General features: G+C 37.5%; 24 protein-coding genes. 23 read left to right on the plus strand and 1 reads right to left on the minus strand.

Features of this window, described 5'->3' with window-relative positions; genetic code table 11:
- Positions 1–226: 226 nt before the first annotated feature.
- On the plus strand, positions 227–913 hold the full coding sequence (locus HMPREF2937_RS00870) for a 2,3-diphosphoglycerate-dependent phosphoglycerate mutase (RefSeq protein ID WP_002479750.1): 687 nt from the start codon (positions 227–229) through the stop codon (positions 911–913).
- A 316-nt stretch (positions 914–1,229) separates the two neighbouring features.
- On the opposite strand, the gene HMPREF2937_RS13410 is transcribed toward HMPREF2937_RS00870, so the two are convergent.
- On the minus strand, positions 1,230–1,337 hold the full coding sequence (locus HMPREF2937_RS13410) for a putative metal homeostasis protein (RefSeq protein WP_002479749.1): 108 nt from the start codon (positions 1,335–1,337) through the stop codon (positions 1,230–1,232).
- 217 nt (positions 1,338–1,554) lie between these two features.
- Here HMPREF2937_RS13410 and HMPREF2937_RS00875 point away from each other — a divergent pair, with 217 nt between their 5' ends.
- The 22 genes from HMPREF2937_RS00875 to nreB all read left to right on the plus strand — a co-directional run bounded on the left by HMPREF2937_RS00875 (position 1,555) and on the right by nreB (position 24,005).
- Positions 1,555–2,337: an amino acid ABC transporter substrate-binding protein gene (locus tag HMPREF2937_RS00875; protein ID WP_002479748.1), complete on the plus strand. Its 783-nt coding sequence runs from the start codon at positions 1,555–1,557 to the stop codon at positions 2,335–2,337.
- Positions 2,321–3,055: an amino acid ABC transporter permease gene (locus HMPREF2937_RS00880; RefSeq protein WP_023015074.1), complete on the plus strand. Its 735-nt coding sequence runs from the start codon at positions 2,321–2,323 to the stop codon at positions 3,053–3,055. Before HMPREF2937_RS00875 ends, HMPREF2937_RS00880 begins: the two co-directional genes overlap by 17 nt.
- Positions 3,052–3,783 carry an amino acid ABC transporter ATP-binding protein gene (locus tag HMPREF2937_RS00885; RefSeq protein ID WP_002479746.1) on the plus strand — a complete coding sequence of 244 codons (732 nt, stop codon included), beginning with the start codon at positions 3,052–3,054 and terminating at the stop codon, positions 3,781–3,783. Before HMPREF2937_RS00880 ends, HMPREF2937_RS00885 begins: the two co-directional genes overlap by 4 nt.
- A gap of 194 nt (positions 3,784–3,977) precedes the next feature.
- Positions 3,978–4,577: a DsbA family protein gene (locus HMPREF2937_RS00890; RefSeq protein WP_070863939.1), complete on the plus strand. Its 600-nt coding sequence runs from the start codon at positions 3,978–3,980 to the stop codon at positions 4,575–4,577.
- Between the two features lie 183 nt (positions 4,578–4,760).
- Entirely contained in the window at positions 4,761–5,879 is a 1,119-nt protein-coding gene (locus tag HMPREF2937_RS00895; protein WP_002479744.1) for an NAD(P)/FAD-dependent oxidoreductase, read from the plus strand.
- Positions 5,873–7,204: a nucleoside recognition domain-containing protein gene (locus tag HMPREF2937_RS00900; protein ID WP_070863825.1), complete on the plus strand. Its 1,332-nt coding sequence runs from the start codon at positions 5,873–5,875 to the stop codon at positions 7,202–7,204. Before HMPREF2937_RS00895 ends, HMPREF2937_RS00900 begins: the two co-directional genes overlap by 7 nt.
- Before the next feature lie 31 nt (positions 7,205–7,235).
- Positions 7,236–8,138 carry a CobW family GTP-binding protein gene (locus HMPREF2937_RS00905; RefSeq protein WP_070863826.1) on the plus strand — a complete coding sequence of 301 codons (903 nt, stop codon included), beginning with the start codon at positions 7,236–7,238 and terminating at the stop codon, positions 8,136–8,138.
- Positions 8,139–8,308: 170 nt separating this feature from the next.
- On the plus strand, positions 8,309–8,824 hold the full coding sequence (locus HMPREF2937_RS00910) for a YceI family protein (protein ID WP_070863827.1): 516 nt from the start codon (positions 8,309–8,311) through the stop codon (positions 8,822–8,824).
- Between the two features lie 144 nt (positions 8,825–8,968).
- Complete coding sequence (locus HMPREF2937_RS00915) at positions 8,969–9,439, plus strand: SRPBCC family protein (RefSeq protein WP_070863828.1); 471 nt, start codon at positions 8,969–8,971, stop codon at positions 9,437–9,439.
- A gap of 90 nt (positions 9,440–9,529) precedes the next feature.
- Positions 9,530–9,721 carry a hypothetical protein gene (locus HMPREF2937_RS00920; RefSeq protein WP_023015069.1) on the plus strand — a complete coding sequence of 64 codons (192 nt, stop codon included), beginning with the start codon at positions 9,530–9,532 and terminating at the stop codon, positions 9,719–9,721.
- A 217-nt stretch (positions 9,722–9,938) separates the two neighbouring features.
- Positions 9,939–10,769: a formate/nitrite transporter family protein gene (locus HMPREF2937_RS00925; protein WP_070863829.1), complete on the plus strand. Its 831-nt coding sequence runs from the start codon at positions 9,939–9,941 to the stop codon at positions 10,767–10,769.
- Positions 10,770–10,958: 189 nt separating this feature from the next.
- Entirely contained in the window at positions 10,959–11,675 is a 717-nt protein-coding gene (locus HMPREF2937_RS00930; protein ID WP_002479737.1) for a sirohydrochlorin chelatase, read from the plus strand.
- Position 11,676: 1 nt separating this feature from the next.
- Positions 11,677–12,132: a precorrin-2 dehydrogenase/sirohydrochlorin ferrochelatase family protein gene (locus tag HMPREF2937_RS00935; RefSeq protein WP_070863830.1), complete on the plus strand. Its 456-nt coding sequence runs from the start codon at positions 11,677–11,679 to the stop codon at positions 12,130–12,132.
- Positions 12,133–12,134: 2 nt separating this feature from the next.
- On the plus strand, positions 12,135–14,540 hold the full coding sequence (nirB, locus tag HMPREF2937_RS00940) for a nitrite reductase large subunit NirB (protein WP_070863831.1): 2,406 nt from the start codon (positions 12,135–12,137) through the stop codon (positions 14,538–14,540).
- A 2-nt stretch (positions 14,541–14,542) separates the two neighbouring features.
- Complete coding sequence (nirD, locus tag HMPREF2937_RS00945) at positions 14,543–14,857, plus strand: nitrite reductase small subunit NirD (RefSeq protein ID WP_002479734.1); 315 nt, start codon at positions 14,543–14,545, stop codon at positions 14,855–14,857.
- Entirely contained in the window at positions 14,848–15,801 is a 954-nt protein-coding gene (gene cobA, locus HMPREF2937_RS00950) for a uroporphyrinogen-III C-methyltransferase (protein WP_057509960.1), read from the plus strand. Before nirD ends, cobA begins: the two co-directional genes overlap by 10 nt.
- A gap of 221 nt (positions 15,802–16,022) precedes the next feature.
- The gene (locus HMPREF2937_RS00955; RefSeq protein WP_070863832.1) at positions 16,023–19,697 is read left to right on the plus strand and encodes a nitrate reductase subunit alpha; all 3,675 of its coding nucleotides are present in this window, start codon (positions 16,023–16,025) and stop codon (positions 19,695–19,697) included.
- Entirely contained in the window at positions 19,687–21,255 is a 1,569-nt protein-coding gene (gene narH / locus HMPREF2937_RS00960) for a nitrate reductase subunit beta (protein WP_002479731.1), read from the plus strand. Before HMPREF2937_RS00955 ends, narH begins: the two co-directional genes overlap by 11 nt.
- Positions 21,248–21,823 (plus strand): nitrate reductase molybdenum cofactor assembly chaperone, encoded by a 576-nt coding sequence (locus HMPREF2937_RS00965; protein WP_002479730.1) that lies wholly within the window; start codon positions 21,248–21,250, stop codon positions 21,821–21,823. The genes narH and HMPREF2937_RS00965 overlap by 8 nt, the downstream gene beginning before the upstream one ends.
- On the plus strand, positions 21,816–22,502 hold the full coding sequence (narI, locus tag HMPREF2937_RS00970) for a respiratory nitrate reductase subunit gamma (protein ID WP_002479729.1): 687 nt from the start codon (positions 21,816–21,818) through the stop codon (positions 22,500–22,502). Before HMPREF2937_RS00965 ends, narI begins: the two co-directional genes overlap by 8 nt.
- Positions 22,503–22,513: 11 nt before the next feature.
- Positions 22,514–22,969, plus strand: coding sequence for a nitrate respiration regulation accessory nitrate sensor NreA (gene nreA, locus HMPREF2937_RS00975; protein ID WP_002479728.1), 456 nt, complete (start codon positions 22,514–22,516; stop codon positions 22,967–22,969).
- Positions 22,956–24,005: a nitrate respiration regulation sensor histidine kinase NreB gene (gene nreB, locus HMPREF2937_RS00980; protein ID WP_070863833.1), complete on the plus strand. Its 1,050-nt coding sequence runs from the start codon at positions 22,956–22,958 to the stop codon at positions 24,003–24,005. The genes nreA and nreB overlap by 14 nt, the downstream gene beginning before the upstream one ends.
- Positions 24,006–24,010: the final 5 nt, after the last annotated feature.

Here is a 24,010-nt window from a genome sequence, read left to right on the forward strand (position 1 = left end):
ATTTTGGACTGTATTTATGTCCCAGCCCCTTTTATTTGAAGAGATTTAACATCAAGCGACATATGTTCATCATTTTGTTTTTATAGAGTAAAAATGTGACAAATTTTCTATCTTTTCATTTTAAGCTAAAAATTATGAGATGTTGTATAAAAAAGTGGTAAAATATGAGATGAAAAGTGATGTATATCAAATTGAGCGCTTTTCTTAGAAGAAAGGAAGGGTATATATGCCTCAATTAATATTATGCCGACATGGTCAAAGTATTTGGAACGCAGAAAATTTATTTACTGGATGGACAGATGTTGATTTATCTGACCAAGGTAAAGAAGAAGCAACGACTTCAGGTGATCGCTTAAAAGCAGAAGGAATCAAAATTGATGTTGCCTTCACATCCGTATTAAAAAGAGCTATCAAAACAACTTACTATTTACTTGAACGCTCTGATCAATTATTTATTCCAGTTCATAAAACTTGGAGATTAAATGAAAGACACTACGGTGGATTACAAGGTTTAAACAAAGATGCTGCACGTCAAGAATTCGGTGAAGAACAAGTGCATATTTGGCGTCGTTCTTATGACATCGCACCTCCAGAAGCTACAGCAGAACAACGTGAAGCAGATTTAGCTGATCGTAAATACAGTGATTTAGATGCACGTGTTGTACCGACTTCAGAAAGTTTAAAAGATACATTAACACGCGTTATTCCTTATTGGGATGATCAAATTGCGCCTGAACTTTTAACTGGTAAAACAGTATTAGTTTCAGCACACGGTAACTCATTACGTGCGTTAATCAAACATATTGAAGGGGTATCTGATGAAGATATCGTAGGTTATGAAATTAAAACAGGTTCACCTTTAATCTATGAATTAGATGACAACTTGAACTTTGTTTCTAAAAGATATTTATAAAGTAATAGATGAATCATGAAAGAGCAGCGGTTATTTTACCGCTGTTTTTTTCATATATGTAAAAAGCCTGAGCAACCTTGGAAGTAGGGTGCTCAGGCTATAATTTTGCAAATGACCAATCGCGTTTAATAGACTACAACTATTAATTGTCTAGGAATAAAAAGTTAAGGGAATGTTTTTTGAAATACTGTTTATATCCAGCTGCAGAGGTGTGCTTAATGGGTAGAGCACAAATAAGTGTTTGTGAAAAACATCTTGGACATAAAATCTGTGAAAATTAATGTTAAAGGATCATTTGCAAAGTATATGGAAAACGTTATTTATTATTACGTTTATGTGCCTTGATAATCTTTAACGCACGTTTACGCGTTTTGATATTCGGGCTACTTAAATTACGTCTTGCTGTTGCTAAATCTTGTTTCATTTTCTTTCGCCTCCTAATCGTATTTCTTATTATGCATGAAAAAAACATGTTTGTAAATAGGAATGATTACGATTTATAAAATTAATTGAGAAACGTTCTCAATATCGTCACATTTTAAATCGGTTAAGTCTGAGTAATTTGTATTGACGGAAGTTATGACTTGACTTAAAATATTAAGTATTCCGATTAGATTGATAAGGATAAAAGGAGAAATGTTATGAAGAAAATTTTGTTAGCAGTATTCACACTAGTTATTGCGGTGGCACTCGCAGCATGCGGCAATGGTTCAAATGATAAAAAGTCATCAGATAAAGATGATAAAACATTTGTAGTTGGGACAGAAGGTACATATGCACCTTTTACTTTCCATGATAAAGAAGGTAAGCTGACTGGCTATGATATTGATGTTACTAAAGCAGTAGCGAAAGAAATGGGTTATAAAGTTAAATTTAAAGAAACACAATGGGACTCAATGTTTGCTGGACTAGATTCAGGTCGTTTTGATGTGATCGCAAACCAAGTCGGAATTAATAAAGAAAGAGAACAAAAATATAAATTCTCGAAACCATACACATTCTCTAAAGGTGTTTTGGTTGTGAACAAAGATAATACAGACATCAAAAGTTTTGATGATGTCAAAGGTAAGAAAATGGCACAAACATTCACATCTAACTTCGGTGAGTTAGCGAAGAAAAAAGGTGCTGAATTAGTAAAAGTAGATGGTTTTAACCAATCTGTAGATTTGATTCAGTCTCATCGTGCAGACGGTACATTTAACGATAATTTATCTTACTTAGACTATATTAAGCAAAAACCTAATGCGAAAATTAAAGTGATTGAAGGCAATGCAGAAAAAAGTAAAACAGCATTCACGTTCTCTAAGAAAACAGATGACAAAACGATCAAAGAAGTTAACAAAGCTTTAGATAAATTAGAGAAAAATGGTGAGTTAGCTAAAATAGGTAAGAAATGGTTTGGTCAAGATGTTTCTAAACCTTAATGCGATTGTGCTAAATGACCAGCAGCAACACGCATGGGACGCAGCACAACAAGCATTCTTGCCGATGCTTGGCGGTTTATTAAAATATTCTATTCCCATCACGCTGGTAACGTTTGTATTAGGTTTACTTATCGCATTATTTACAGCTTTAATGCGTATTTCTACAAGTAAGATATTGCGTAGTATTGCACGTGTTTATGTTTCAATTATTCGAGGCACACCGATGATTGTACAACTCTTTATCATATTCTATGGTTTGCCGGAACTTGGCAGATTGATTACGAATAATCCAGATACCCAGTGGACACTGCCTTCAGTTGTGGCTGCGATTATAGGATTATCTTTAAATGTAGGTGCTTATGCATCTGAGATAATTCGTGGTGGTATTATGTCTATTCCGAAAGGTCAGACAGAAGCGGCATATTCAATTGGTATGAATTACAGTCAAACAATCAGACGTATTATTTTGCCTCAAGCAATCAGAGTGTCGGTACCGTCATTAGGTAATACTTTCTTAAATTTATTGAAAGATACATCATTAGTTGGGTTTATCTTAGTAGCTGAAATGTTCAGAAAAGCACAAGAAGTTGCATCAACAACCTATGAATATTTAACAATTTATATTCTGGTTGCTTTAATGTACTGGGTAGTATGTTTTATTATCTCAGTGATTCAGTCATACTATGAAGCTTACTTAGAAAGAGGGTATCGCGCATGATTGAATTAAAAGGAATCAAAAAGGCATTTGGAGATAAAACAGTGATTAAAGGTGTCGACTTAGAAGTCGCTGAAGGTGAAGTTGTAACATTAATCGGACGTTCTGGTTCAGGAAAGACAACTTTATTACGTATGATGAATGCGCTCGAATTACCGACAGAAGGTCAAGTCTTTGTAAATGGTGAAACCTATACGAATGAGGATAAGAAATCACAAATTCGTGTACGTAAACAATCTGGCATGGTATTCCAAAACTATAATTTATTCCCCCATAAAACAGCAGTTGAAAATGTCATGGAAGGCTTGATTGTCGTAAAGAAAATGGCTAAAAGTGAAGCGAAAGCCCGTGCTGAACACTTACTAGAAAAAGTGGGTTTGACGCATGTGAAAGATCAGTATCCTATTGCTTTATCTGGTGGTCAACAACAACGTGTGGCGATTGCGAGAGCATTAGCGATGAACCCTAAAGTGATGTTGTTTGATGAACCGACTTCAGCATTGGATCCAGAGTTAGTGGTTGAAGTCTTACGTGTTATCAAAGAACTTGCTCAAGAAGGTATGACGATGGTTATCGTCACGCATGAAATGAGATTTGCGAAGGAAGTCTCAGATAAAACTGTCTTTATCAATGAAGGTCAGATTGGTGAACAAGGTCCTCCATCTGAGTTGTTTGAACATCCTAAAACAGAAGCATTACAACGCTTCTTAAATGTAATTCAAGAACAATAATAATAGGAAGTCTTCGGTTAATTCATAATCGAAGGCTTTTTATTTTTATTTAAGTCGTTTCAAACTAGAAAGGTGATGCTTTCAGGTGTATGATGAGGTTTGTGAGTATAAAAATAGAGTGAGTAGAAAAAATATAAGACAAGAAGTCGATTCGCATCAAAGAAGTAAAACTCATGAATCGAGGCGTAAATGAAATGAAAAAATGGTTATTATTTATTAGTACTGTTATTTTGGCAGTCATTGTTCAAGGCTGTTCTCAAAAAGATCCTGATTTAGCAGGTAAAGGCGATAAAATTAAAATTGTAGAATTCGCGGACTATAAATGTCCTTACTGCAAGAAAGTAGAAGACCATATCATGCCGACACTGAAGAAAGATTATATCGATAAAGGTAAAACTGATTATCAAATGGTTAATGTGGCTTTCTTAGGTAAGGATTCAATTATCGGTTCACGTGCGGGACATGCGGTTAAAATTTATGCGCCGAAACAATATTTAAATTTCCAACAAAAAATCTATACAGAACAACCTGAAACAAAAGATCATAAAAAACCATGGATTAATGAAAAATTACTAGATGGTCTGATTGATGAACTCAATATCTCAAAACAAACAAAAGCAGAGATTAAAAAAGATTATAAAACCAAAGACAGCAAGTCATATAAAGCAGCTGAAAAAGATAAAGCTTTAGCGAAAGAGAAAAAGATAGACACAGTACCAGTAGTTTATATTGATGGACAGATTGTAAAAGACCCCTATCAATTTAAAGACTATAAAAAATTACTAGAAGAATAAGTTCAAAAGACAGTTTGTGTGGTGAGGCGTCACGATGCAAACTGTCTTTTTATATTTAATTTGATTTCCTATTCTTGTCTTTAGTATGTGTAAGTGATAAAATACTTTGATATAAAACGTAACGATTACGATTTAGGTTTATATAGAGATTGATAGAGAGATAAGGAAAGGAAGTAATAAATAATGCAACATTACCGTGTAGCAATTATAGGTGCAGGTGCAGCAGGTGTCGGCATGGCAATTGCGTTCCAACAAATAGGTTTAGATGATAATGATATGATTGTGATTGATAAAGGTAAGGTCGGACAATCTTTCTTAAATTGGCCGAAGTCTACAAGAACAATTACCCCTTCATTCACAACAAATGGTTTTGGTATGCCGGACATTAATGCCGTGTCTACTGAAACTTCTCCAGCTTATACATTTAATGAAGAACACGTTTCAGGTGAAACGTACGCAGATTACTTACAAACAGTAGCCCAACACTATGAACTTCCGATACAAGAAGATACTGCCGTTGAAAAAGTTGAGTTTGTCGACGGACATTATGAAATTGAAACAAATCAAGGTTTAATCACAAGTGAATATATCTTTGTAGCGACAGGAGATTTCTCATTTGCGCGTAAACCATTTAAGTATGGTCAGCATTATAGCGAAGTAGAAGACTTTACGAAAATGCCGGGTGATGAATATATCATTATCGGCGGTAATGAAAGTGCCTTTGACGCGGCGATTTGTATGGCTGAACAAGGAAAGCAAGTTTCTATCTATACGCATTCAACAGGTTTAGAAGATGAACATGCTGATCCAAGTATTCGTTTATCACCATATACGCATCAACGCTTACGTAAAGCAGTCCAACAAGGTGCTATGATTGAATTGAATGTGGGTTACACTGCATCTAAAATTTCATTTTCTGATGTAGACCGTAAATATGTGATCCAGTTTAATAATGGTAAGCAAGCAACATCAAAAAATGAACCGATTTTAGCAACTGGTTTTGATGCGACAACGAATCCATTAGTCCAACAACTATTCAGTACACAAGATGGTGACATTGAGTTAACAGATAATGATGAATCAACACGCTATCCAAATGTCTTCTTAATCGGCCCAACTGTACGTCATGCGGATGCGATTTTATGTTATATCTATAAATTCCGTGCACGTTTTGCGGTGCTTGCGACAACAGTGTTAGAAAGAGAAGCATTAGAAATTAATGAGGAAGCGGTTGAAGTTTATAAAAACAATAATATGTATTTAGACGACTACAGCTGCTGTGAAGTGGACTGCTCATGCTAGAAGTCAAATTCAACTTAGCAAACGGGCAAACCACTGATATACCAGATGGCACACATCAGTTGAAGTTGATCGGCTTTAAACATTTAACAACTGCGCAGCAATTTTTGCTGCGCCAGTTTATTACGAAGGAACATATTCACGCTTCACCATATCAAGCGGTCGTTTCAGACAATACACAAACACAATACGATATACAGAAATTAAAAGCGTATGTAGAAGCTAGTCGTCAACATCATCCAAAGTTCCATGATACTTTACTAGGTTGGTTAATTATCTTCCTTATGTTTGCTTTACCGATTTATTTGGCGTATCACTTTTCGGATTGGCTTCAAAATCAATATGTTTCCCATTGGATAGAAATGATGACCACGCATGCGCACACATCATTTCAATGGTTGAACCAAGTACTGTACGGTGATTACGGTGTGTTGTCATTAGGTATTTATTCCTTAGTATGGGCATTGCCTGTGGTCGTAATGATTGGAATTTCCACTGCGGTGATTGATCAAACACAATTAAAACAGTTTGTGGTGTGGTCGATTGAACCCACGATGCGTAAAGTAGGGTTGGATGGTCAAGATATAATTCCAGTTTTAGAAGGTTTTGGTTGTAATGCGGCAGCTATTACACAAGCAAATAGTCAATGTAGCGCTTGTACTAAAACAAGCTGTATGAGTATTATCAGTTTTGGTTCATCGTGCAGTTATCAAATTGGTGCGACACTATCTATCTTTAGCGCTGCCCAACATTCATGGTTGTTTGCACCTTATTTATTGCTCGTCTTTGCAGGAGGTATTCTTCATAATAAATTATGGTATCGTAAACAAAATAGTTTTCATGTAACACCACCGGTTTATCGCAATCAATTGAAGTGGCCGAGTCTAAAACCCTTGCTGAAACAAATTTGGGGTACGATTGAGATGTTCCTGATGCAGGCATTACCGATCTTTATTGGTATCTGTATTGTTGTGAGCTTATTAGCTTTGACACCAATTTTGACGGTGATTTCTACAATCTTCACGCCATTACTTTACTTACTTCATATTCCAGATAGTATGGCACCAGGGATCTTATTCTCAATGATACGAAAAGACGGTATGTTGTTATTTAATTTTGGTAATGGTGCAGTTTTACAATCATTATCACCAGCCAGTTTATTGGTTTTAGTTTTCTTCAGTTCTACATTTTCATCATGTATGGTGACTGTTTCAATGATGGCGAAACATTTAGGTTTAAAACAAGGCGGAGCGATTATTGGTAAACAAATGGTCACATCAATCGTTTTAACATTAGCCATTGCTTTATTAGCAGGTGTTTTAATTTAATTTCTATCTTTAAATGGAAAGAGGCAATTACATGGATATTATTATTATTGGCGGATTTCTAGGCGGCGGTAAGACAACCACTTTAAATCATTTAATTAAAGCTGCACTTCAACAAGAGTTGCAACCTGCTGTGATTATGAATGATTTCGGTCAAGCCAGTGTCGACAGTCAACTGGTTGAAGGTTCAGTACCGATGGACGAAATTATTGAAGGTTGTATCTGTTGTGCGATGAAAGCAGATGTATCAAAACAATTACATCAGATTTATTTAGATTATCAGCCAGATGTAGTTTTTGTGGAATGTAGCGGTATTGCGCATACACAGTCAGTGATAGATGCCTGTTTGACGCCTGTGCTTGCACCTATTTCTACTATCCGCAGTGTGATCGGTGTAGTAGATGCGACGTTATATCAACGTGTTGAAAGTTATCCAGGCGATATGCAAAAGCTGTATTATGATCAATTGTCGTATTGCTCACATCTCTTTATCAACAAAATCGATCGATGTGACCCTGAAGATATTGCCCCTATACTTTCTGATTTAACGATTCTTAATCAAGATGCAGAAATATCTGTCGGCAGTTTTGGTCAATTTGAAACTAACACAGTCTTTTCTAATGAAGTACAAGTTAAAGCAGAAACTATACCTCAACCTTGTGACTTAGGTCATGCACATTCTGGTATCGGTCATCGTTATTTTGCGTTTAAACATTCGGTTAAACTTGAAGATTTAGTTAAATGGTTTGAAACTTTACCTCAATCGACGTATCGCGCAAAAGGCTTTATACAACTTGCAGAACATCCTCAATTACAATTAGTACAATATGCCGAAGGTCAATTGGAAATAGAACCGATAGATTTACAAAATCAGACAGAACAATATCTTGTGGTTATCGGCAGTCAATTAGATAAAATCAAAGTGCCACAGTTTTAAAACGTCACGCTATTCACATCGAATAGCGTGTTTTTTTATTTTAAAGTTAAGGATATCTTAATAGAAATCGGGTAGGTGAAAAATAGAACAAAAATATTTAGACAAAACTGTTGATATATTAAATATATGTAGTATACTAAGTATACAAATAAAAATTGGAGGTTTGTTTTATGACTAAATTTACTTTTGACGCAGCACATTCATCTTTAGCTTTCCAAGTGAAACACTTAATGGTTTCTAAAGTGAAAGGTGCATTCGATCAATTTAACGTAGAACTATCAGGTGATTTAAACGATTTCAGCACACTTAAAGGTGAAGCAACAATCGATGTAAAATCAATCAACACTAACCAAGAAGACAGAGACAACCACTTACGCACAAATGATTTCTTCGCAGCGGATGAGCACCCAGAAATCAAATTCGTAATCAAAGAAGCTTCTGAAGACAAAGTAACAGGAGACTTAACAATCAAAGGCGAAACACACGAAGAAACTTTCGATGTTGACTTTGAAGGCGTAAGTAAAAACCCATTAAACGATACTAACGTAGCTGGCTTCACAGTTTCAGGTAAAGTTGACCGTGAAAAATACGGTATGACATTCAACCAAACATTAGAAACTGGCGGCGTATTAATCGGTAAAGACGTTAAATTCGAAGCTGACGTAGAATTTATCGTAGAAGACTAATCTTTTCCTACTCACTGGAATATGGCGGAATGCTGTATTCCAGTTTTTTTATGCGCATTTTTTGCTTTTGAAATGGTATGATATGCCTGTTATTTGGGAAAAGATTATCAAGACATTCAAATCAACGTTAAAGGAAGTGTAAATGTGACAGTCACAAGAGAAGGTAATGAAATTATCGGCAAGCGTACATTTGATGCGCCGATACAACAGGTATTCAATGCTTATACTACAAAAGAAAAATTTGAACAATGGTTCTTTCCTAAAGGCGGAGAGATACAAGTCTTTGAATTTAATCCAAAAGCAGGTGGAAAGAATTTCTTTAAAATAACGATGCCAGACGCTCAAAGTTATACTGTACAACACTATGAAATGATAGAAGATCCACACAAAATTATTTATCGTGATTATTTCGCAGATGAAAAAGGTCATGTGGATACAAAGATGCATGGTATGCGTGTGGAAATCTATTTAACATCACAAGGAACTCATCAGACAGAAGTACGTTCTGTGTCAGTGATGCCTTCAGAAGAAGCAGCGAAACAACTGATGGAAATGGGTGTCGAACAAGGTATGGAGAGTACATTGGATCAGTTAGAAGAACTCCTGAAACAGTGATAGGGGATTCCCCGATTTCTGCGCTAAGTGATATTCAATCTCATTTGAAAGTGTTAAACTATAATTGTTAACACAAAAGAGGTGAGATGAATGAACGAGCGTTACGTAAAAGTTGTGATTCTTTACGTTATCAGTACATTACTTCCATCCTTAATTTTCCCTTCAAAATGCGTTTCAAATAGCGGATTGAAATGGACATTAAGAACAATCGCAGGCTGTGGTATTTTCTCAGCTGGCTTAAAATGGATGGTTAAACGTAAAACACAAAAACAAGCTGAATAATTGATATGGAAATACTGGAGCGTTTTTGTTCCAGTATTTTTTCTTTTCTAATTTCCCATAATTTCAAAGAAAGATTTACGTTAATTTTAAAATTGATTGGTCTTAACAGATTATTTAAATATTAGATATAGGAAAATTTAAATAAAGGGTAGGCATCGGCTTAAATTAATAATATACTAGATACATCTTATTTAGATTATGGGAGGGAAAGATTTTTATGGTTATGCAAAATCATAAAACGGTTGAAGATACATATGCTTCACGCCAAACAATGGATGGTGTAGTCAGTTCATCTCAAATGAAATCAGTAATGTTAAGCAAAACCCCTGCACGTTACTTTTTAAAATCTATGATGTCTGGTTTTTTATTATCAATTGTAGCTGTATTTATGCTTGCGATGAAAACACAACATACCGGTTTAAATGAAGGAACAATCAACTTTATCGGAGCTGTTTCATTCAGTTTAGCCTTAGTATTAATAGTGTTAACGCATTCAGAACTTTTAACAAGTAACTTTATGTTTATGACTGCTGGTGCTTATTATAAATCAGTGCCAATCGGTAAAATTTTATGGTTGTTTTTCGTATGTTTCCTAGGAAACATTGTCGGAGGCTTTGTGTTATTCGGTTTAATGAAATTCACAAGCGTTATGACTCCAGAAATGGTTAAAGCGTTGACAGGTATTGTCGATAAGAAAACAATCCTTGGCACTTGGGATGGTATTTTAGTGAAAGCCATCTTCGCAAACTTCTTTATCAATATCGGTATTTACGTATCTATGCAGTTTAAAGACGGCTTATCAAAAGGCTTCTTTATCGCATGTGGTGTTGTAGTCTTCGTATTCATGGGCTATGAACACGTTGTTTACAACGCTAACTTATTCTCAGGTATGATGTTCTACAATATCGGCGCATTAGCTTGGTTAGATGTCTTAAAAAATATTGTTTTCGCATTTATCGGAAACTATATCGGCGGCGGTATTTTCGTAGGTCTGCTTTATGCATTCTTTAACGGAAAACGTAATCACTACTTAGATCAACAAAAATAATAAAAGAATATGTAGCAGATGATGTAATGTTTTTTAATTTTTATGTTTTCACATATAAATAGTTGAATACGTCAGGGAATCCCCTCAAGATAGAGCTAAGGGGATTCCCTATTTTTATATTAATTATGTGAATGCATTCACATTAATTCAAAATTTAAGGTACAATGCAATTAAAGGGGGGAAATGCATATGACACAAACTATTGTCGTTATGCATGGAATGAGACGTGGCAAACAAAATCAATTATTGATGGAGGAGCTTGACAGTGTTGCACAACAAATAGAAGGTACATTTGATGTTGCGTTTATCGAGAGTGATGAACTTTCATTACCTCAGGTAATACGTAAACATTTATGGGAGGGTGAAACTTCCTTTGTGATTGTGCCGCTTTTATTATTTTCTGGCAGACATTACTTACAAGATTTGCCTGAAGTGATGCGTCAGATGCAACTGATGTTTCCAAGTATTACGTATGAAATACGTCAGCCCCTTTGCGACCATCCAAGTTTAACTAAATGGATCAATCAACGTATCGAAGCATGGCCAGATGCACATACACCTGGTTCCGCAATTGTTTTGATTGGGCACGGCAGTCCGATTGTGACAGAGCCTGATGCTGAAATCGATGATATTGCGACACGAATCACTACAGATTTACCGGTCTACACCATGATGTTTTATGGGGATAAACAATTTGAGGGGTTACTCCCTGAAATAAAAGAGGATTATGACCAAATCTATGTGATTCCAATTTTCTTTTATGATGGTTTCTTGGTCAATAAGATTAAGAAAAAAATCGAGAAAATAAAAGGAGAATCCAATATTACAATCGCTTCAGCGTTGAATTTTGAACCGGAGTTAGATGAGATGTTAATTGATAGATTGAATCAGAAAGAGGCGGTTTGATATGTATCCTATACAACTGGATTTGTCAAAGAAACATGCAGTATTAGTCGGCGGAGGCAGAATCGGATACCGTAAGTTTAAACAACTGGCAAAAGCCAATTGCGGAGATGTTACAGTTATTTCCAAATCTTTTTTGCCAGAATTTTTTGAAGAGTCTTACCCCAATATGAAATTAATCACAAAAGACTATGCGAAGGAAGATATTGAAAACGCAGATGTCGTGATTATTGCAACAGACTCACCAGAAATCAATGATCAGATCAAGAAAGATACTAAACCGACACAGTTGGTTAACCATACAGGGGATAAAGAAAGATCTGACTTTTTTAATATGAAAGAATTTGAGTTTGAAGATTTATCCATCAGTGTCCGTTCAAATGGCGGAGATTATAAAAAAGCGAAACATGTGGCACAAGCGATTCAACAATTTTTATCTGAAGAATACGGGAGGGAATAAGGATGCCAAAAACTAAGTTAGTCATGATCGGTAACGGTATGGCCGGCGTCAGAACAATTGAAGAGATTTTAGAGAGAGATAAAGATAAATATGAAATCACAATTATAGGGAAAGAACCTTATCCAAACTATAACCGCATTATGTTATCAAACATTTTGCAAAAGAAAATGTCGGTTGATGAAACAATCATGAATCCTTATTCATGGTATGAGGAAAATAACATTTCACTTATTACAGGAGAACGTGCAACACGCGTTAATCGTGAACAAAAATTAGTGGAAACTGAATCAGGACAAGAGATTCCATATGATATTTGTATCTTTGCGACAGGTTCAAATGCGTTTGTCTTACCGATTCCAGGTCATGAATTACCAAGTGTAATCGGATGGCGTACGATTGAAGACACAGAACGTATGATTGAAATTGCGCAAACGAAAAAAGAAGCAATCGTTATCGGTGGCGGCTTGCTTGGTTTGGAATGTGCAAGAGGTTTACTTGACCAAGGTATGAACGTTACTGTTGTTCACTTAGCTGAATGGTTAATGGAAATGCAGTTAGACCGTCAAGCAGGTGAAATGTTACGTGAAGACTTAGAAAAACAAGGCATGCGCTTTGAATTAGGTGCGAATACAAAAGAAATTCTAGGTGAAAACGACGTTGAAGGTATCCGTTTAGCAGACGGCAGAGAATTACCAGCTGACTTAGTTGTTATGGCTGTTGGTATTCGTCCATTCGTTCAAGAAGCGAAAGACTCTGGTTTAGATGTAGAACGCGGTATTGTTGTGGATGACTTCATGCGTACAAGTGATGAAAACATTTACGCAGTAGGTGAATGTGCGCAACATAACGGCAGAGTTTATGGTTTAGTCGCTCCTTTATATGAACAAGGTAAAGTATTAGCTGACTACTTAACTGACCGTGATACAGACGGCTATAAAGGTTCAACAACATTCACATCATTGAAAGTATCAGGCTGTGACTTATACAGTGCGGGTCAAATTCAAGAAGATGAAGAAGTTGAAGGTGTTGAAATCTACAACAGTCAAGATCATATCTACAAAAAAATCTTCTTAAAAGGTGAACGTGTTGTAGGTGCGGTATTATACGGTGATACAGATGATGGTACGCGTTTCTTCAATATGATGAAAAAACGTGAATCTATCGAAGACTACACATTAGTTTCATTATTAAGCAAAGCTGGCGAAGAAGAAGGTTTATCTGTTGCGGACATGGATAATGAAGAAACAATCTGTGGCTGTAATGGTGTAACTAAAGGTACAATCGTCAATGCGATTGTAGAAGACGGTTTAACATCTGTTGCGGAAGTGACTAAAGCTACAAAAGCAGGTAACTCTTGTGGTAAATGTAAACCGCAAATCGGTGAATTATTAGAACATACATTAGGCGGCGCGTTTGTCGCATCAAGACCTGCTGGTATTTGTGAGTGTACAGATTTAACACGTGATCAAATCGTGACTCAAATCCGTGCTAAAGGTCTGAAAACATCTAAAGAAGTACGTAATGTGCTTGGATGGAAAACTGAAGGCGGTTGTCCTAAGTGTCGTCCAGCAGTCAACTACTACTTAAATATGATTTATCCAAATGAACACGAAGATGAAAAAGCATCTCGTTTCGCAAACGAACGTTACCACGCAAATATCCAAAATGACGGTACATTCTCAGTTATCCCACAAATGCGTGGTGGTGTGACTAACCCTGATCAATTAATCCGTTTAGGTGAAGTTGCGAAGAAATATGATGTACCTCTAGTTAAAGTAACAGGTTCACAACGTATTGGCTTATATGGTATTAAGAAAGAAGACTTACCGAAAGTATGGAAAGATTTAGGCATGCGTTCAGCATCAGCATACGCGAAGAAAACACGTTCTGTTAAGAGCTGTGTCGGTAAAGAATTCTGTCGTTTCGGTACACAATATACAACACGTCTTGGTATCCGCTTAGAGAAAACATTCGAATATATCGATACACCGCACAAATTCAAAATGGGTGTATCTGGTTGTCCAAGAAGCTGTGTAGAATCAGGCGTAAAAGACTTCGGTGTTATCGGTGTAGAAAATGGATTCCAAATCTATGTCGGCGGTAACGGCGGTACTGAAGTTGTGAAAGGTCAATTCTTAACTACAGTAGAAACTGAAGACGATGTAATCAAACTATGCGGCGCGTACATGCAGTATTACCGTGAAACAGGTATTTATACTGAACGTACAGCACCTTGGTTAGAAAGAATGGGCTTCGATGTGGTTAAAGAATATGTCTTAAACCCTGAAAACCAAGATGCATTATATGAACGTATCATGGAAGCAAAACGTGCAGTTGAACAAGAGCCATGGTCTGAAATTGTAAATGATCGCGAAGATCAAAAAATCTTTGAAGTAGAGAAGGTGTAAGTATGCATACGTTAGAAAAAATTAAAGTAGCGGCGTTAGATGACTTAACACCCTTAATCGGTAAAAAAGTCATTGTGAAAGATAAACAAATTGGATTGTTCTTAACAGAAGACGGTACAATTCATGCGATTAATAATGTGTGTCCGCATAAACAAGGACCATTATCTGAAGGGACAGTAGCAGGTCATACTGTATTCTGTCCGCTTCATGACTCTCAAATCGACCTAAAAACTGGTCTTGTCCAAGACCCTGATGAAGGTTGCGTTGAGGTCTATACAGTAGAAGTGGAAGATGGAGATGTGTATTTATGGCTGTAAGCACGACCGGGCATGTGTACTTGGTCGGTGCTGGGCCAGGGAATCCTAATTTATTGACACGTAAAGCAGAACATTTAATCCGTACTGCGGATATTGTCCTTTACGATCGATTAGTTAATCCCTTTATCTTGCAACTCGCACCTCCTGGTATTGAAATTGTCGATGTAGGTAAAAAGCCGTACAGCCGACATATTCAACAAGGTGAAATCAATGACATCATTGTAGATTCAGCATACAAACATCAAAGGGTCGTTCGTCTAAAGGGAGGCGACCCTGCGATTTTTGGGCGTGTACAAGAAGAAGTGGAAACTTTAAAAGCGCATGATATTCCTTGTGAAATTGTTCCGGGGATTACGACAGCCAGTGCAGCATCAGCTGTTTTAGGTATTGGTTTAACAAGTCGTAACGTCTCTAAGAGTGTGACATTCACAACTGGAAGCTTTAAAGATTCAAAAGAAGAAGAAATTGATATTGCTTCATTGATTGATGGCGGAACTTTAGCCATCTACATGGGTATCAAGCGTCTTCATAAGATTATTGAACAAATTTATCGACAAGTCGGCAAAGATTATCCGATTTGTGCCATTTTCAACGTTTCTTATGCGAATCAAGTGATTATTCGTGGACATCTGTCTACGATTGAAGAAGATGTACGAGATGCTGCACCTGAAGATGCACCAGGTATTTTACTAGTCGGAGATGCGATGGGCTTAACAGAAGGTGCCACATATATTGAGTCTGATCACTTGCCTGAGTATTTCGGTAAACAATGTATCGTTACAGGTGAGAGAGAAGCGGCTATTGAAAAAGCATTTGAAATTTATGATGCTGGCGGTTGGGCCATGATTGATCCGAATAGCGGAGACACTTATCATCAAAGTCAATTAGATTTAATCTATCGCTTTATGCAGATGGATGACATTACAGAAATTGTGAAAGCATAGAAAAAATATCTTAAGTATAAGCAGTGCCACTTACTAAGAGGGTGCTGCTTTTTTGTGTTGTTCAAAAAACATAGGGAATCCCCTCTAGGTTATAGGTGAATCCCTAATACATCTTACATAATAGAAATCGTACAATAAGAGTAAGTTGAAAAAATAGTAAACAGTATTTACGAAGTTAACAGCCTAGTGAGCAAAGTAATTGAGATGAGAGGATGTTAGAGATGGCAAAATTTGGATTAAACTTCTTTAAGCCGACTGAAAAATTTAATGGTAATTGGTCTGTTTTACAAGATAAAAGTAGAGAATGGGAAAAAATGTATCGTGAACGTTGGAGTCACGATAAAGTAGTCAGAACAACTCATGGGGTGAACTGTACAGGTTCATGTTCTTGGAAAGTATTCGTCAAAAACGGTGTCATTACTTGGGAGAACCAACAAATCGACTACCCAAGCTGCGGTCCAGACATGCCGGAATTCGAACCGCGTGGATGTCCTCGTGGTGCTTCATTCTCTTGGTATGAATACAGCCCGCTTCGCGTACGCTACCCATACATCAGAGGGAAATTATGGGAACTTTGGACAACAGCATTAGAAGAAAATGAAGGTAATATGATTAAAGCTTGGGCTTCTATCGTTGAAGACAAAGAAAAAGCAGAAATTTATAAAAGTGCACGTGGTAAAGGTGGACACATCCGTGTCGCATGGAAAGATGTTTTACAACTGATTGCAGCACAACTTCTTTACACAATCAAAAAAGACGGTCCTGACCGTATCGCAGGCTTCACACCGATTCCAGCGATGTCAATGATCAGTTATGCATCAGGTGCACGTTTCATCAACCTATTAGGTGGAGAAATGTTAAGTTTCTATGATTGGTATGCCGATTTACCACCAGCGTCACCGCAAATCTGGGGTGAACAAACAGACGTACCTGAATCAAGTGACTGGTACAACTCAAGCTACATCATTATGTGGGGTTCAAACGTACCGTTAACACGTACACCAGATGCTCACTTTATGACAGAAGTTCGTTATAAAGGAACAAAAGTGGTTTCAGTTGCACCTGACTATGCTGAAAACGTGAAATTCGCTGACAACTGGTTAGCACCAAACCCTGGTTCAGACGCAGCGATTGCACAAGGTATGACACACGTTATCTTGCAAAAATATTACGTAGATGAACCTTCTGAAATGTTCGTTAACTACGCTAAACAATATACAGATATGCCATTCTTAATCATGTTCGATAAACATGAAGATGGCTTCAAAGCAGGTCGTTTCTTACGTGCAAGCGACTTAGGTATGGAATCAGAAAACAACGAATGGAAACCTGTTGTATTTGATAAAGAATCAAGTCAAATTATCGTACCTAACGGCACAATGGGTCAACGTTGGGAAGAAGGCAAGCAATGGAACTTGAAACTTGAAAATGAAGATGGTTCTAAAATCGATCCAGCGTTAACAGTAGCTGACGATGAACACGAAATTAAAATTATGAAATTCCCTTACTTCGATAACGCTGGCAACAGCATTTTCGAACGTCCGATTGCAGCACGTAAAGTAACATTAGCAAACGGCGAAACAACATATGTGGCGACTGTTTTCGATTTAATGACAAGTCAATACGGTGTACGTCGTTTCGGACATGAATTAGAAGCAAAAGGTTATGACGATGCGGATACAGAATACACACCAGCATGGCAAGAAAAAGTAACAGGTGTGAAACAAAAAGTAGTCACTCAAGTTGCTGAAGAGTTTGCCCAAAACGCAATTGATACAGGCGGCCGCTCAATGATTATCATGGGTGCAGGTATCAACCACTGGTTCAACTCAGACACAATTTATCGTGCAGTCTTAAACTTAGTTATGCTGTGCGGTTGTCAAGGTGTAAACGGAGGCGGCTGGGCACACTATGTAGGACAAGAAAAATGTCGTCCGATTGAAGGCTGGAGCACAATTGCCTTCGCGAAAGACTGGCAAGGTCCGCCACGTTTACAAAACGGTACAAGCTGGTTCTACTTCACAACAGACCAATGGAAATATGAAGAGTCTGGTGTCGATAAATTAGCATCACCATTAGCAGAAAATATTAAACACCAACATCCAGCTGACTATAACGTAACAGCTGCACGTTTAGGATGGTTACCGTCTTATCCGCAGTTCGATACAAACAGCTTGAAGTTCGGTGAAGAAGCAAGAGATGCTGGAGAATTCAACAACGAAGCTATCTTAAAACGTGCTGTTGACTCTGTGAAAAATCGCGAAACGAAATTTGCGATTGAAGATCCGGATTTACGTAAGAACCATCCGAAATCATTATTTATCTGGCGTTCAAACTTATTATCAAGTTCAGCAAAAGGACAAGAGTACTTCATGAAACATATGTTAGGAACAAGTTCTGGATTACTTGCTGAAGCAAACGAAACAGATAAACCTGAAGAAATGATTTGGCGTGATGAAGTACAAGGTAAATTAGACTTGATTGTCGCATTAGATTTCCGTATGACTTCAACACCATTAAAAGCAGATATCGTCTTACCAGCTGCAACTTGGTATGAAAAACACGACTTATCATCAACAGATATGCACCCATTCGTTCACCCATTCAATCCAGCGATTGACCCATTATGGGAATCACGTTCAGACTGGGATATCTTCAAATCATTAAGTAAGACATTCTCTGATTTAGCGAAAGTGCATATGCCAGGTACATTCAAAGATGTGGTGACTTCACCATTAGCGCATGACTCTAAACAAGAGATTGCGACACCTTACGGTAAAGTTAAAGACTGGACAAAAGGCGAAGTTGAAGCGATTCCTTGTAAAACAATGCCTGGCTTCTCAGTTGTAGACCGTAACTATACAGAAATCTATGACAAATTCATTTCTGTCGGACCTTTACTAGAAAATGCGAAGTTAGGTGCACACGGTGTCAGCTTCCCAGTTAAAAAACAATACGAAGAAGCTAAAGATATCGTTGGTACATGGAATGACGATACAGTGAAAAACGGCTTGCCACGTATTGATACAGCAAGACGTGCTGCAGATGTCATCTTAAATATTTCATCAGCAACAAACGGTGAATTATCTCAAGCGTCATATAAAGACTTAGAAGATAAAACAGGTATGCCTTTAACAGATATTTCTAGTGACCGCAGTGCTGAAAAGATTACATTCTTAAACATTACATCACAACCACGTGAAGTGATTCCGACTGCAGTATTCTCTGGTTCAAATAAAGGTAAGAAACGTTATTCACCATTCACAACAAACATTGAACGTTTAGTACCGTTCAGAACATTGACTGGACGTCAAAGTTACTATTTAGATCATGAAATCTTCCAGCAATTCGGTGAAAGCTTACCGGTTTATAAACCGACATTACCACCGATGGTCTTCGGTACAAAAGATAAGAAAGTCATCGGCGGTCAAGATAACTTAGTCTTAAGATATTTAACACCGCATGGTAAATGGAATATCCACTCAACATACCAAGATAATCAACACATGTTGACGTTATTCCGTGGTGGTCCGGTTGTTTGGATTTCTAAAGAAGATGCAGAAGCACACGATATTAACGATAACGATTGGTTAGAAGTATATAACCGTAATGGTGTTGTTACAGCAAGAGCCGTTACATCACACAGAATGCCGAAAGGAACAATGTTTATGTACCACGCACAAGATAAACATATCCAAACACCGGGTTCTGAAATTACAGGAATGCGCGGCGGTTCACATAACGCACCGACTCGTATTCACTTGAAACCTACGCAAGTAGTTGGGGGCTATGCCCAAATCAGCTATAGCTTTAACTATTATGGTCCAATTGGTAACCAAAGAGATGTTTATGTAGCAGTGAGAAAGATGAAGGAGGTAGATTGGCTTGAAGATTAAAGCACAAGTAGCCATGGTATTGAACTTAGACAAATGTATCGGGTGTCACACATGTAGTGTCACTTGTAAGAACACTTGGACAAACCGTCCGGGTGCAGAATATATTTGGTTTAATAACGTAGAAACGAAACCAGGTGTCGGTTATCCGAAACGCTGGGAAGACCAAGAGAAATATAAAGGTGGATGGACACTGAACAAGAAAGGCAAATTAGACCTTAAAGCGGGCAGCCGCTGGTCTAAGATTGCTTTCGGTAAAATCTTCTACAACCCAGATATGCCAGTCATTAAAGATTACTACGAGCCTTGGACTTACAACTACGAACATCTGACAACTGCAAAAGCAGGCAAACATTCTCCAGTTGCGACTGCACACTCAGTCATTTCTGGTGACAAAATGGATTTACATTGGGGTCCTAACTGGGAAGATGACTTAGCAGGCGGACACGTAACTGGGCCAGAAGATCCGAACATCCAACGTATTGAAGAAAAAATCCAATTCGACTTTGACCAAACATTCATGATGTATTTACCACGTTTATGTGAACACTGCTTAAACCCAAGCTGTGTAGCATCATGTCCATCAGGTGCAATGTACAAACGTGACGAAGATGGTATCGTGCTTGTTGACCAAGAAGCTTGTCGTGGATGGCGTTACTGTATGACAGGATGCCCATACAAAAAAGTTTACTTCAACTGGAAAACTAACAAAGCTGAAAAATGTACTTTCTGTTTCCCACGTGTTGAAGCTGGTTTACCAACAGTATGTTCAGAAACTTGTACTGGCCGTATGCGTTATTTAGGTGTATTACTGTATGACGCTGACCGTGTACATGAAGTTGCATCAACTGAAAATGAACAAGATTTATACGAAAAACAATGTGATTTATTCTTAAATCCATATGATGAAGAAGTTATTGAACAAGCGTTAAAAGACGGCGTATCAATGGAATGGATCGAAGCTGCACAAAACTCACCAGTTTATAAATTGGCAATCGAGTACAAATTAGCTTTCCCATTACACCCTGAATACCGTACATTACCAATGGTTTGGTATTGCCCACCATTAAGTCCGATCATGAACTACTTCGAAGGTAAAGATTCAATCAAGAACCCAGATGCAATCTTCCCTGCAATTGAAGAAATGCGTTTACCGATTGAATACCTTGCAAGCTTATTGACTGCTGGTGATACAAAAGCAGTTAAAGAAGCATTACAACGTATGGCAATGATGAGAAGTTACATGCGTGCACAAGTGACAGGTAAAGACTTCGATTTAGATCGTTTAGATCGTCTTGGTTTAACAGAACGTCAAACTAAAGATATGTATCGTTTATTAGCGATTGCGAAATACGAAGATCGTTTCGTAATCCCAACATCTCACAAAGAACAATATATGGACACTTACGCTGCACAAGGCAGTCAAGGTTATGAATTCAGCGATAACACAATCGGCGGAAGCGGTTGTGATGGCTGTGGCGCACCAGTAGCAATGAAACCGGGACAAACTGGACAAGAAGCTTATAACGAAAGCTTCTATGGAGGGATTTTCCGTGATTAACCTGAATAACTTTTATAAATATCAAGAGTCAATCGGTTATTTTGCGCAACAATTGAACTTTCCAGAAAAGTTAACTTTCCATCCTAAGACATTTGAAGATGTTTTCGATAGTCACCATCCAGCATATGCTGAGATGGTGGAATATCGTGAACGTATTCTAAGTTATCCGTTGACTGAAATTAAACAACTGTATACAGATACATTTGATTTTAATAAAGAAGCACCGCTGTATATGACTTACAATAAATTTGATACGCAGAAAGAACGCGGACAAATGTTAGCGAAACTCAAAGTACTCTATGAAATGTTCGGACTCGATATGGTCGATAATGAACTTTCAGACTTCTTACCGTTAATGCTTGAATTCTTATACGCTGCACAATGGCAAAACGATGATCGTGCAGAAGGAAATATCGAATTCATTATTATGGTAATTGAAGATGGAACATTTGCGATGCTGAATCAATTAAGAGAAATGGATAGTCCGTATGCACCTTTAATTAAAGGCTTAAGAGAAACACTCAAATTATGTTTACAACCAAGTGAAGAGGTGACACCGCATGCTTAATCAATTTTTGTGGGTCATATACCCATATTTATGTATCGCCATTTTTATTCTCGGTCATATTGCCCGCTTTAGATATGACCAATTCTCTTGGACAGCAAAGTCCAGTGAATTTATTGAAAAGAAACGTTTGAAATGGGGCAGTTTATTATTCCACTTAGGGATTATTCCGGTAGCAATCGGACACTTTGTGGGTTTAGTTATCCCGCCATCATGGATCAGCGCAATGGGAGTCAGCCATGAGATGTACCATTTCGGGGCTGTATATATCGGTAGTATTTTTGGTATAATAACATTAATTGGAATGTTTTTATTAACGTCACGCCGTGTATCAGTTAAGAACATCAGACATCTTAGTTCTGCATCAGATATGGTTGTAAACTTTTTCTTGTTGATTCTTGTATTTATGGGGTGCTATGCAACGTTAGTAACAAATGCGGTTATGCCAGATTTTGATTATAGATCATCAATTTCTGTATGGTTCAGACAATTATTCACATTTGGACCAGATGCAAATTTAATGACAGATGTGCCATGGTCATTTAAACTTCATGTATTACTTGGTTTTGGTATCTTTGCGTTATGGCCATTCACAAGATTGGTTCATGTGTGGAGTGTACCATTGACTTATGCGAGCAGAAGTTACATTATTTACCGCAGAAACAAAGTCAAACATAGATAGGAGGAGACAATTTGAATAGTGTAGTTGCGACGGGTTACTTTAACTATCAAGCTGCTTTGGAAGAAATCAGAGAAGAAGAACAGTTTGATTTTGCGGCGATTGCTTTGCCTGAAGATGACTCACATAGTGCAGTCATCAAATGGAGACATGCGTCAGGCAATCTCAATAACCGCTATCAGCTGATTGTCTTGCGCCCTGGCAAGGGGTTGGCTGGTCTTGTTATCCGAACTGGCTCTAGAATGATTATCGATGATGTCAATACTGTGCTGAGTCCAAACGACAAGCTCAGTTATCCGATTGTTTTAAGTGAATCACTGACAGCAATGGTTGCCATTCCTTTATGGCATGATAATCGTGTGTATGGCGCATTGTTGCTAGGTCAACGTAATGGGCGTCCATTGCCTGAAGGCAGTGAAGAGATTCGCATTAATCACAGGTTAGGGAGTTTTAGAGATGAAATCAATTGATAACCGTGAAAAATTACAAGAATTATTGACCAAGTATTATTTAAATACCAATGAAAAAATGGTGTTTTTAAATAAGGAAGGTCAAGTGATCGCGTTGAATGAAGCGGCGGAAGAGGTCTTTTCTGAAGAAAATGACTATAGTCAAATGACGAATGCGATTTGCAGAAGATGCGAAGGCTATTCAAATGAGTTTGATATTATGTCATGTGAAAACTGTTTCTTAGAAGCGTTAGAAATCGGCAAAGGCAGCTTCCAAGTCTTTATGCGCACACGAGACAATAAAATTGAACCATACACTGCTTCATACGAAATCATCGATACAGCCAATGAAATCTATGCATTTACACTACACATTGTTTCTCCTCAGATTGAACGACAAGATAAACGTTATCAACGTTTGATGATGCAAAAAACAATTTCAGCACAAGAAAATGAACGTAAGCGGATTTCCAGAGAATTACATGATGGTATTGTCCAAGAATTGATTAATGTAGACGTTGAATTACGTTTATTGAAGTATCAACAAGATAAAGATGAAATGGTTGATAATTCTAAGCGTATTGAAGGCATTATGTCACGTTTAATCGATGATGTCCGTAATTTATCTGTAGAGCTGCGCCCATCTTCATTAGATGACTTAGGACTAGACGCTGCTTTCCGCTCTTACTTTAAACAGTTCGAAAAGAACTATGGTGTGCATATTGCGTATCATACTGATTTTTCGGCACAACGTTTTGACAGCGAAATCGAAACGGTAGTTTATCGTGTGGTACAAGAAGCATTGTTCAATGCGCTGAAATATGCACAAGTAGACACAGTTTACGTTTCCTTACACTTAGGAGAAGCGTCCATTATCGCTGAAGTGAGCGATCACGGTACAGGATTCAATATAGGTGATAAAGCCAAAGGAACCGGCCTAGGATTATTCGGTATGAATGAACGTGCTGAATTAGTCAACGGTTCAGTTAATATTGATTCACAAGTGGGACGTGGTACAATAGTGACGTTAGAAGTTCCAATAACTGATAAACGATAGGAGAC

The organism is Staphylococcus sp. HMSC061G12, assembly GCF_001838465.1.
Taxonomy (GTDB): Bacteria; Bacillota; Bacilli; order Staphylococcales; family Staphylococcaceae; genus Staphylococcus; species Staphylococcus simulans.

Excerpts from the sequence above, each read along its gene's own strand:
- HMPREF2937_RS00870 (WP_002479750.1), top strand. The coding sequence starts at position 227 with ATGCCTCAATTAATATTATGCCGACATGGTCAAAGTATTTGGAACGCA.
- HMPREF2937_RS13410 (WP_002479749.1), bottom strand. The coding sequence starts at position 1,337 with ATGAAACAAGATTTAGCAACAGCAAGACGTAATTTAAGTAGCCCGAAT.
- HMPREF2937_RS00875 (WP_002479748.1), top strand. The coding sequence starts at position 1,555 with ATGAAGAAAATTTTGTTAGCAGTATTCACACTAGTTATTGCGGTGGCA.
- HMPREF2937_RS00880 (WP_023015074.1), top strand. The coding sequence starts at position 2,321 with ATGTTTCTAAACCTTAATGCGATTGTGCTAAATGACCAGCAGCAACAC.
- HMPREF2937_RS00885 (WP_002479746.1), top strand. The coding sequence starts at position 3,052 with ATGATTGAATTAAAAGGAATCAAAAAGGCATTTGGAGATAAAACAGTG.
- HMPREF2937_RS00890 (WP_070863939.1), top strand. The coding sequence starts at position 3,978 with ATGAAAAAATGGTTATTATTTATTAGTACTGTTATTTTGGCAGTCATT.
- HMPREF2937_RS00895 (WP_002479744.1), top strand. The coding sequence starts at position 4,761 with ATGCAACATTACCGTGTAGCAATTATAGGTGCAGGTGCAGCAGGTGTC.
- HMPREF2937_RS00900 (WP_070863825.1), top strand. The coding sequence starts at position 5,873 with ATGCTAGAAGTCAAATTCAACTTAGCAAACGGGCAAACCACTGATATA.
- HMPREF2937_RS00905 (WP_070863826.1), top strand. The coding sequence starts at position 7,236 with ATGGATATTATTATTATTGGCGGATTTCTAGGCGGCGGTAAGACAACC.
- HMPREF2937_RS00910 (WP_070863827.1), top strand. The coding sequence starts at position 8,309 with ATGACTAAATTTACTTTTGACGCAGCACATTCATCTTTAGCTTTCCAA.
- HMPREF2937_RS00920 (WP_023015069.1), top strand. The coding sequence starts at position 9,530 with ATGAACGAGCGTTACGTAAAAGTTGTGATTCTTTACGTTATCAGTACA.
- HMPREF2937_RS00925 (WP_070863829.1), top strand. The coding sequence starts at position 9,939 with ATGGTTATGCAAAATCATAAAACGGTTGAAGATACATATGCTTCACGC.
- HMPREF2937_RS00930 (WP_002479737.1), top strand. The coding sequence starts at position 10,959 with ATGACACAAACTATTGTCGTTATGCATGGAATGAGACGTGGCAAACAA.
- HMPREF2937_RS00935 (WP_070863830.1), top strand. The coding sequence starts at position 11,677 with ATGTATCCTATACAACTGGATTTGTCAAAGAAACATGCAGTATTAGTC.
- nirB (WP_070863831.1), top strand. The coding sequence starts at position 12,135 with ATGCCAAAAACTAAGTTAGTCATGATCGGTAACGGTATGGCCGGCGTC.
- nirD (WP_002479734.1), top strand. The coding sequence starts at position 14,543 with ATGCATACGTTAGAAAAAATTAAAGTAGCGGCGTTAGATGACTTAACA.
- cobA (WP_057509960.1), top strand. The coding sequence starts at position 14,848 with ATGGCTGTAAGCACGACCGGGCATGTGTACTTGGTCGGTGCTGGGCCA.
- HMPREF2937_RS00955 (WP_070863832.1), top strand. The coding sequence starts at position 16,023 with ATGGCAAAATTTGGATTAAACTTCTTTAAGCCGACTGAAAAATTTAAT.
- narI (WP_002479729.1), top strand. The coding sequence starts at position 21,816 with ATGCTTAATCAATTTTTGTGGGTCATATACCCATATTTATGTATCGCC.
- nreB (WP_070863833.1), top strand. The coding sequence starts at position 22,956 with ATGAAATCAATTGATAACCGTGAAAAATTACAAGAATTATTGACCAAG.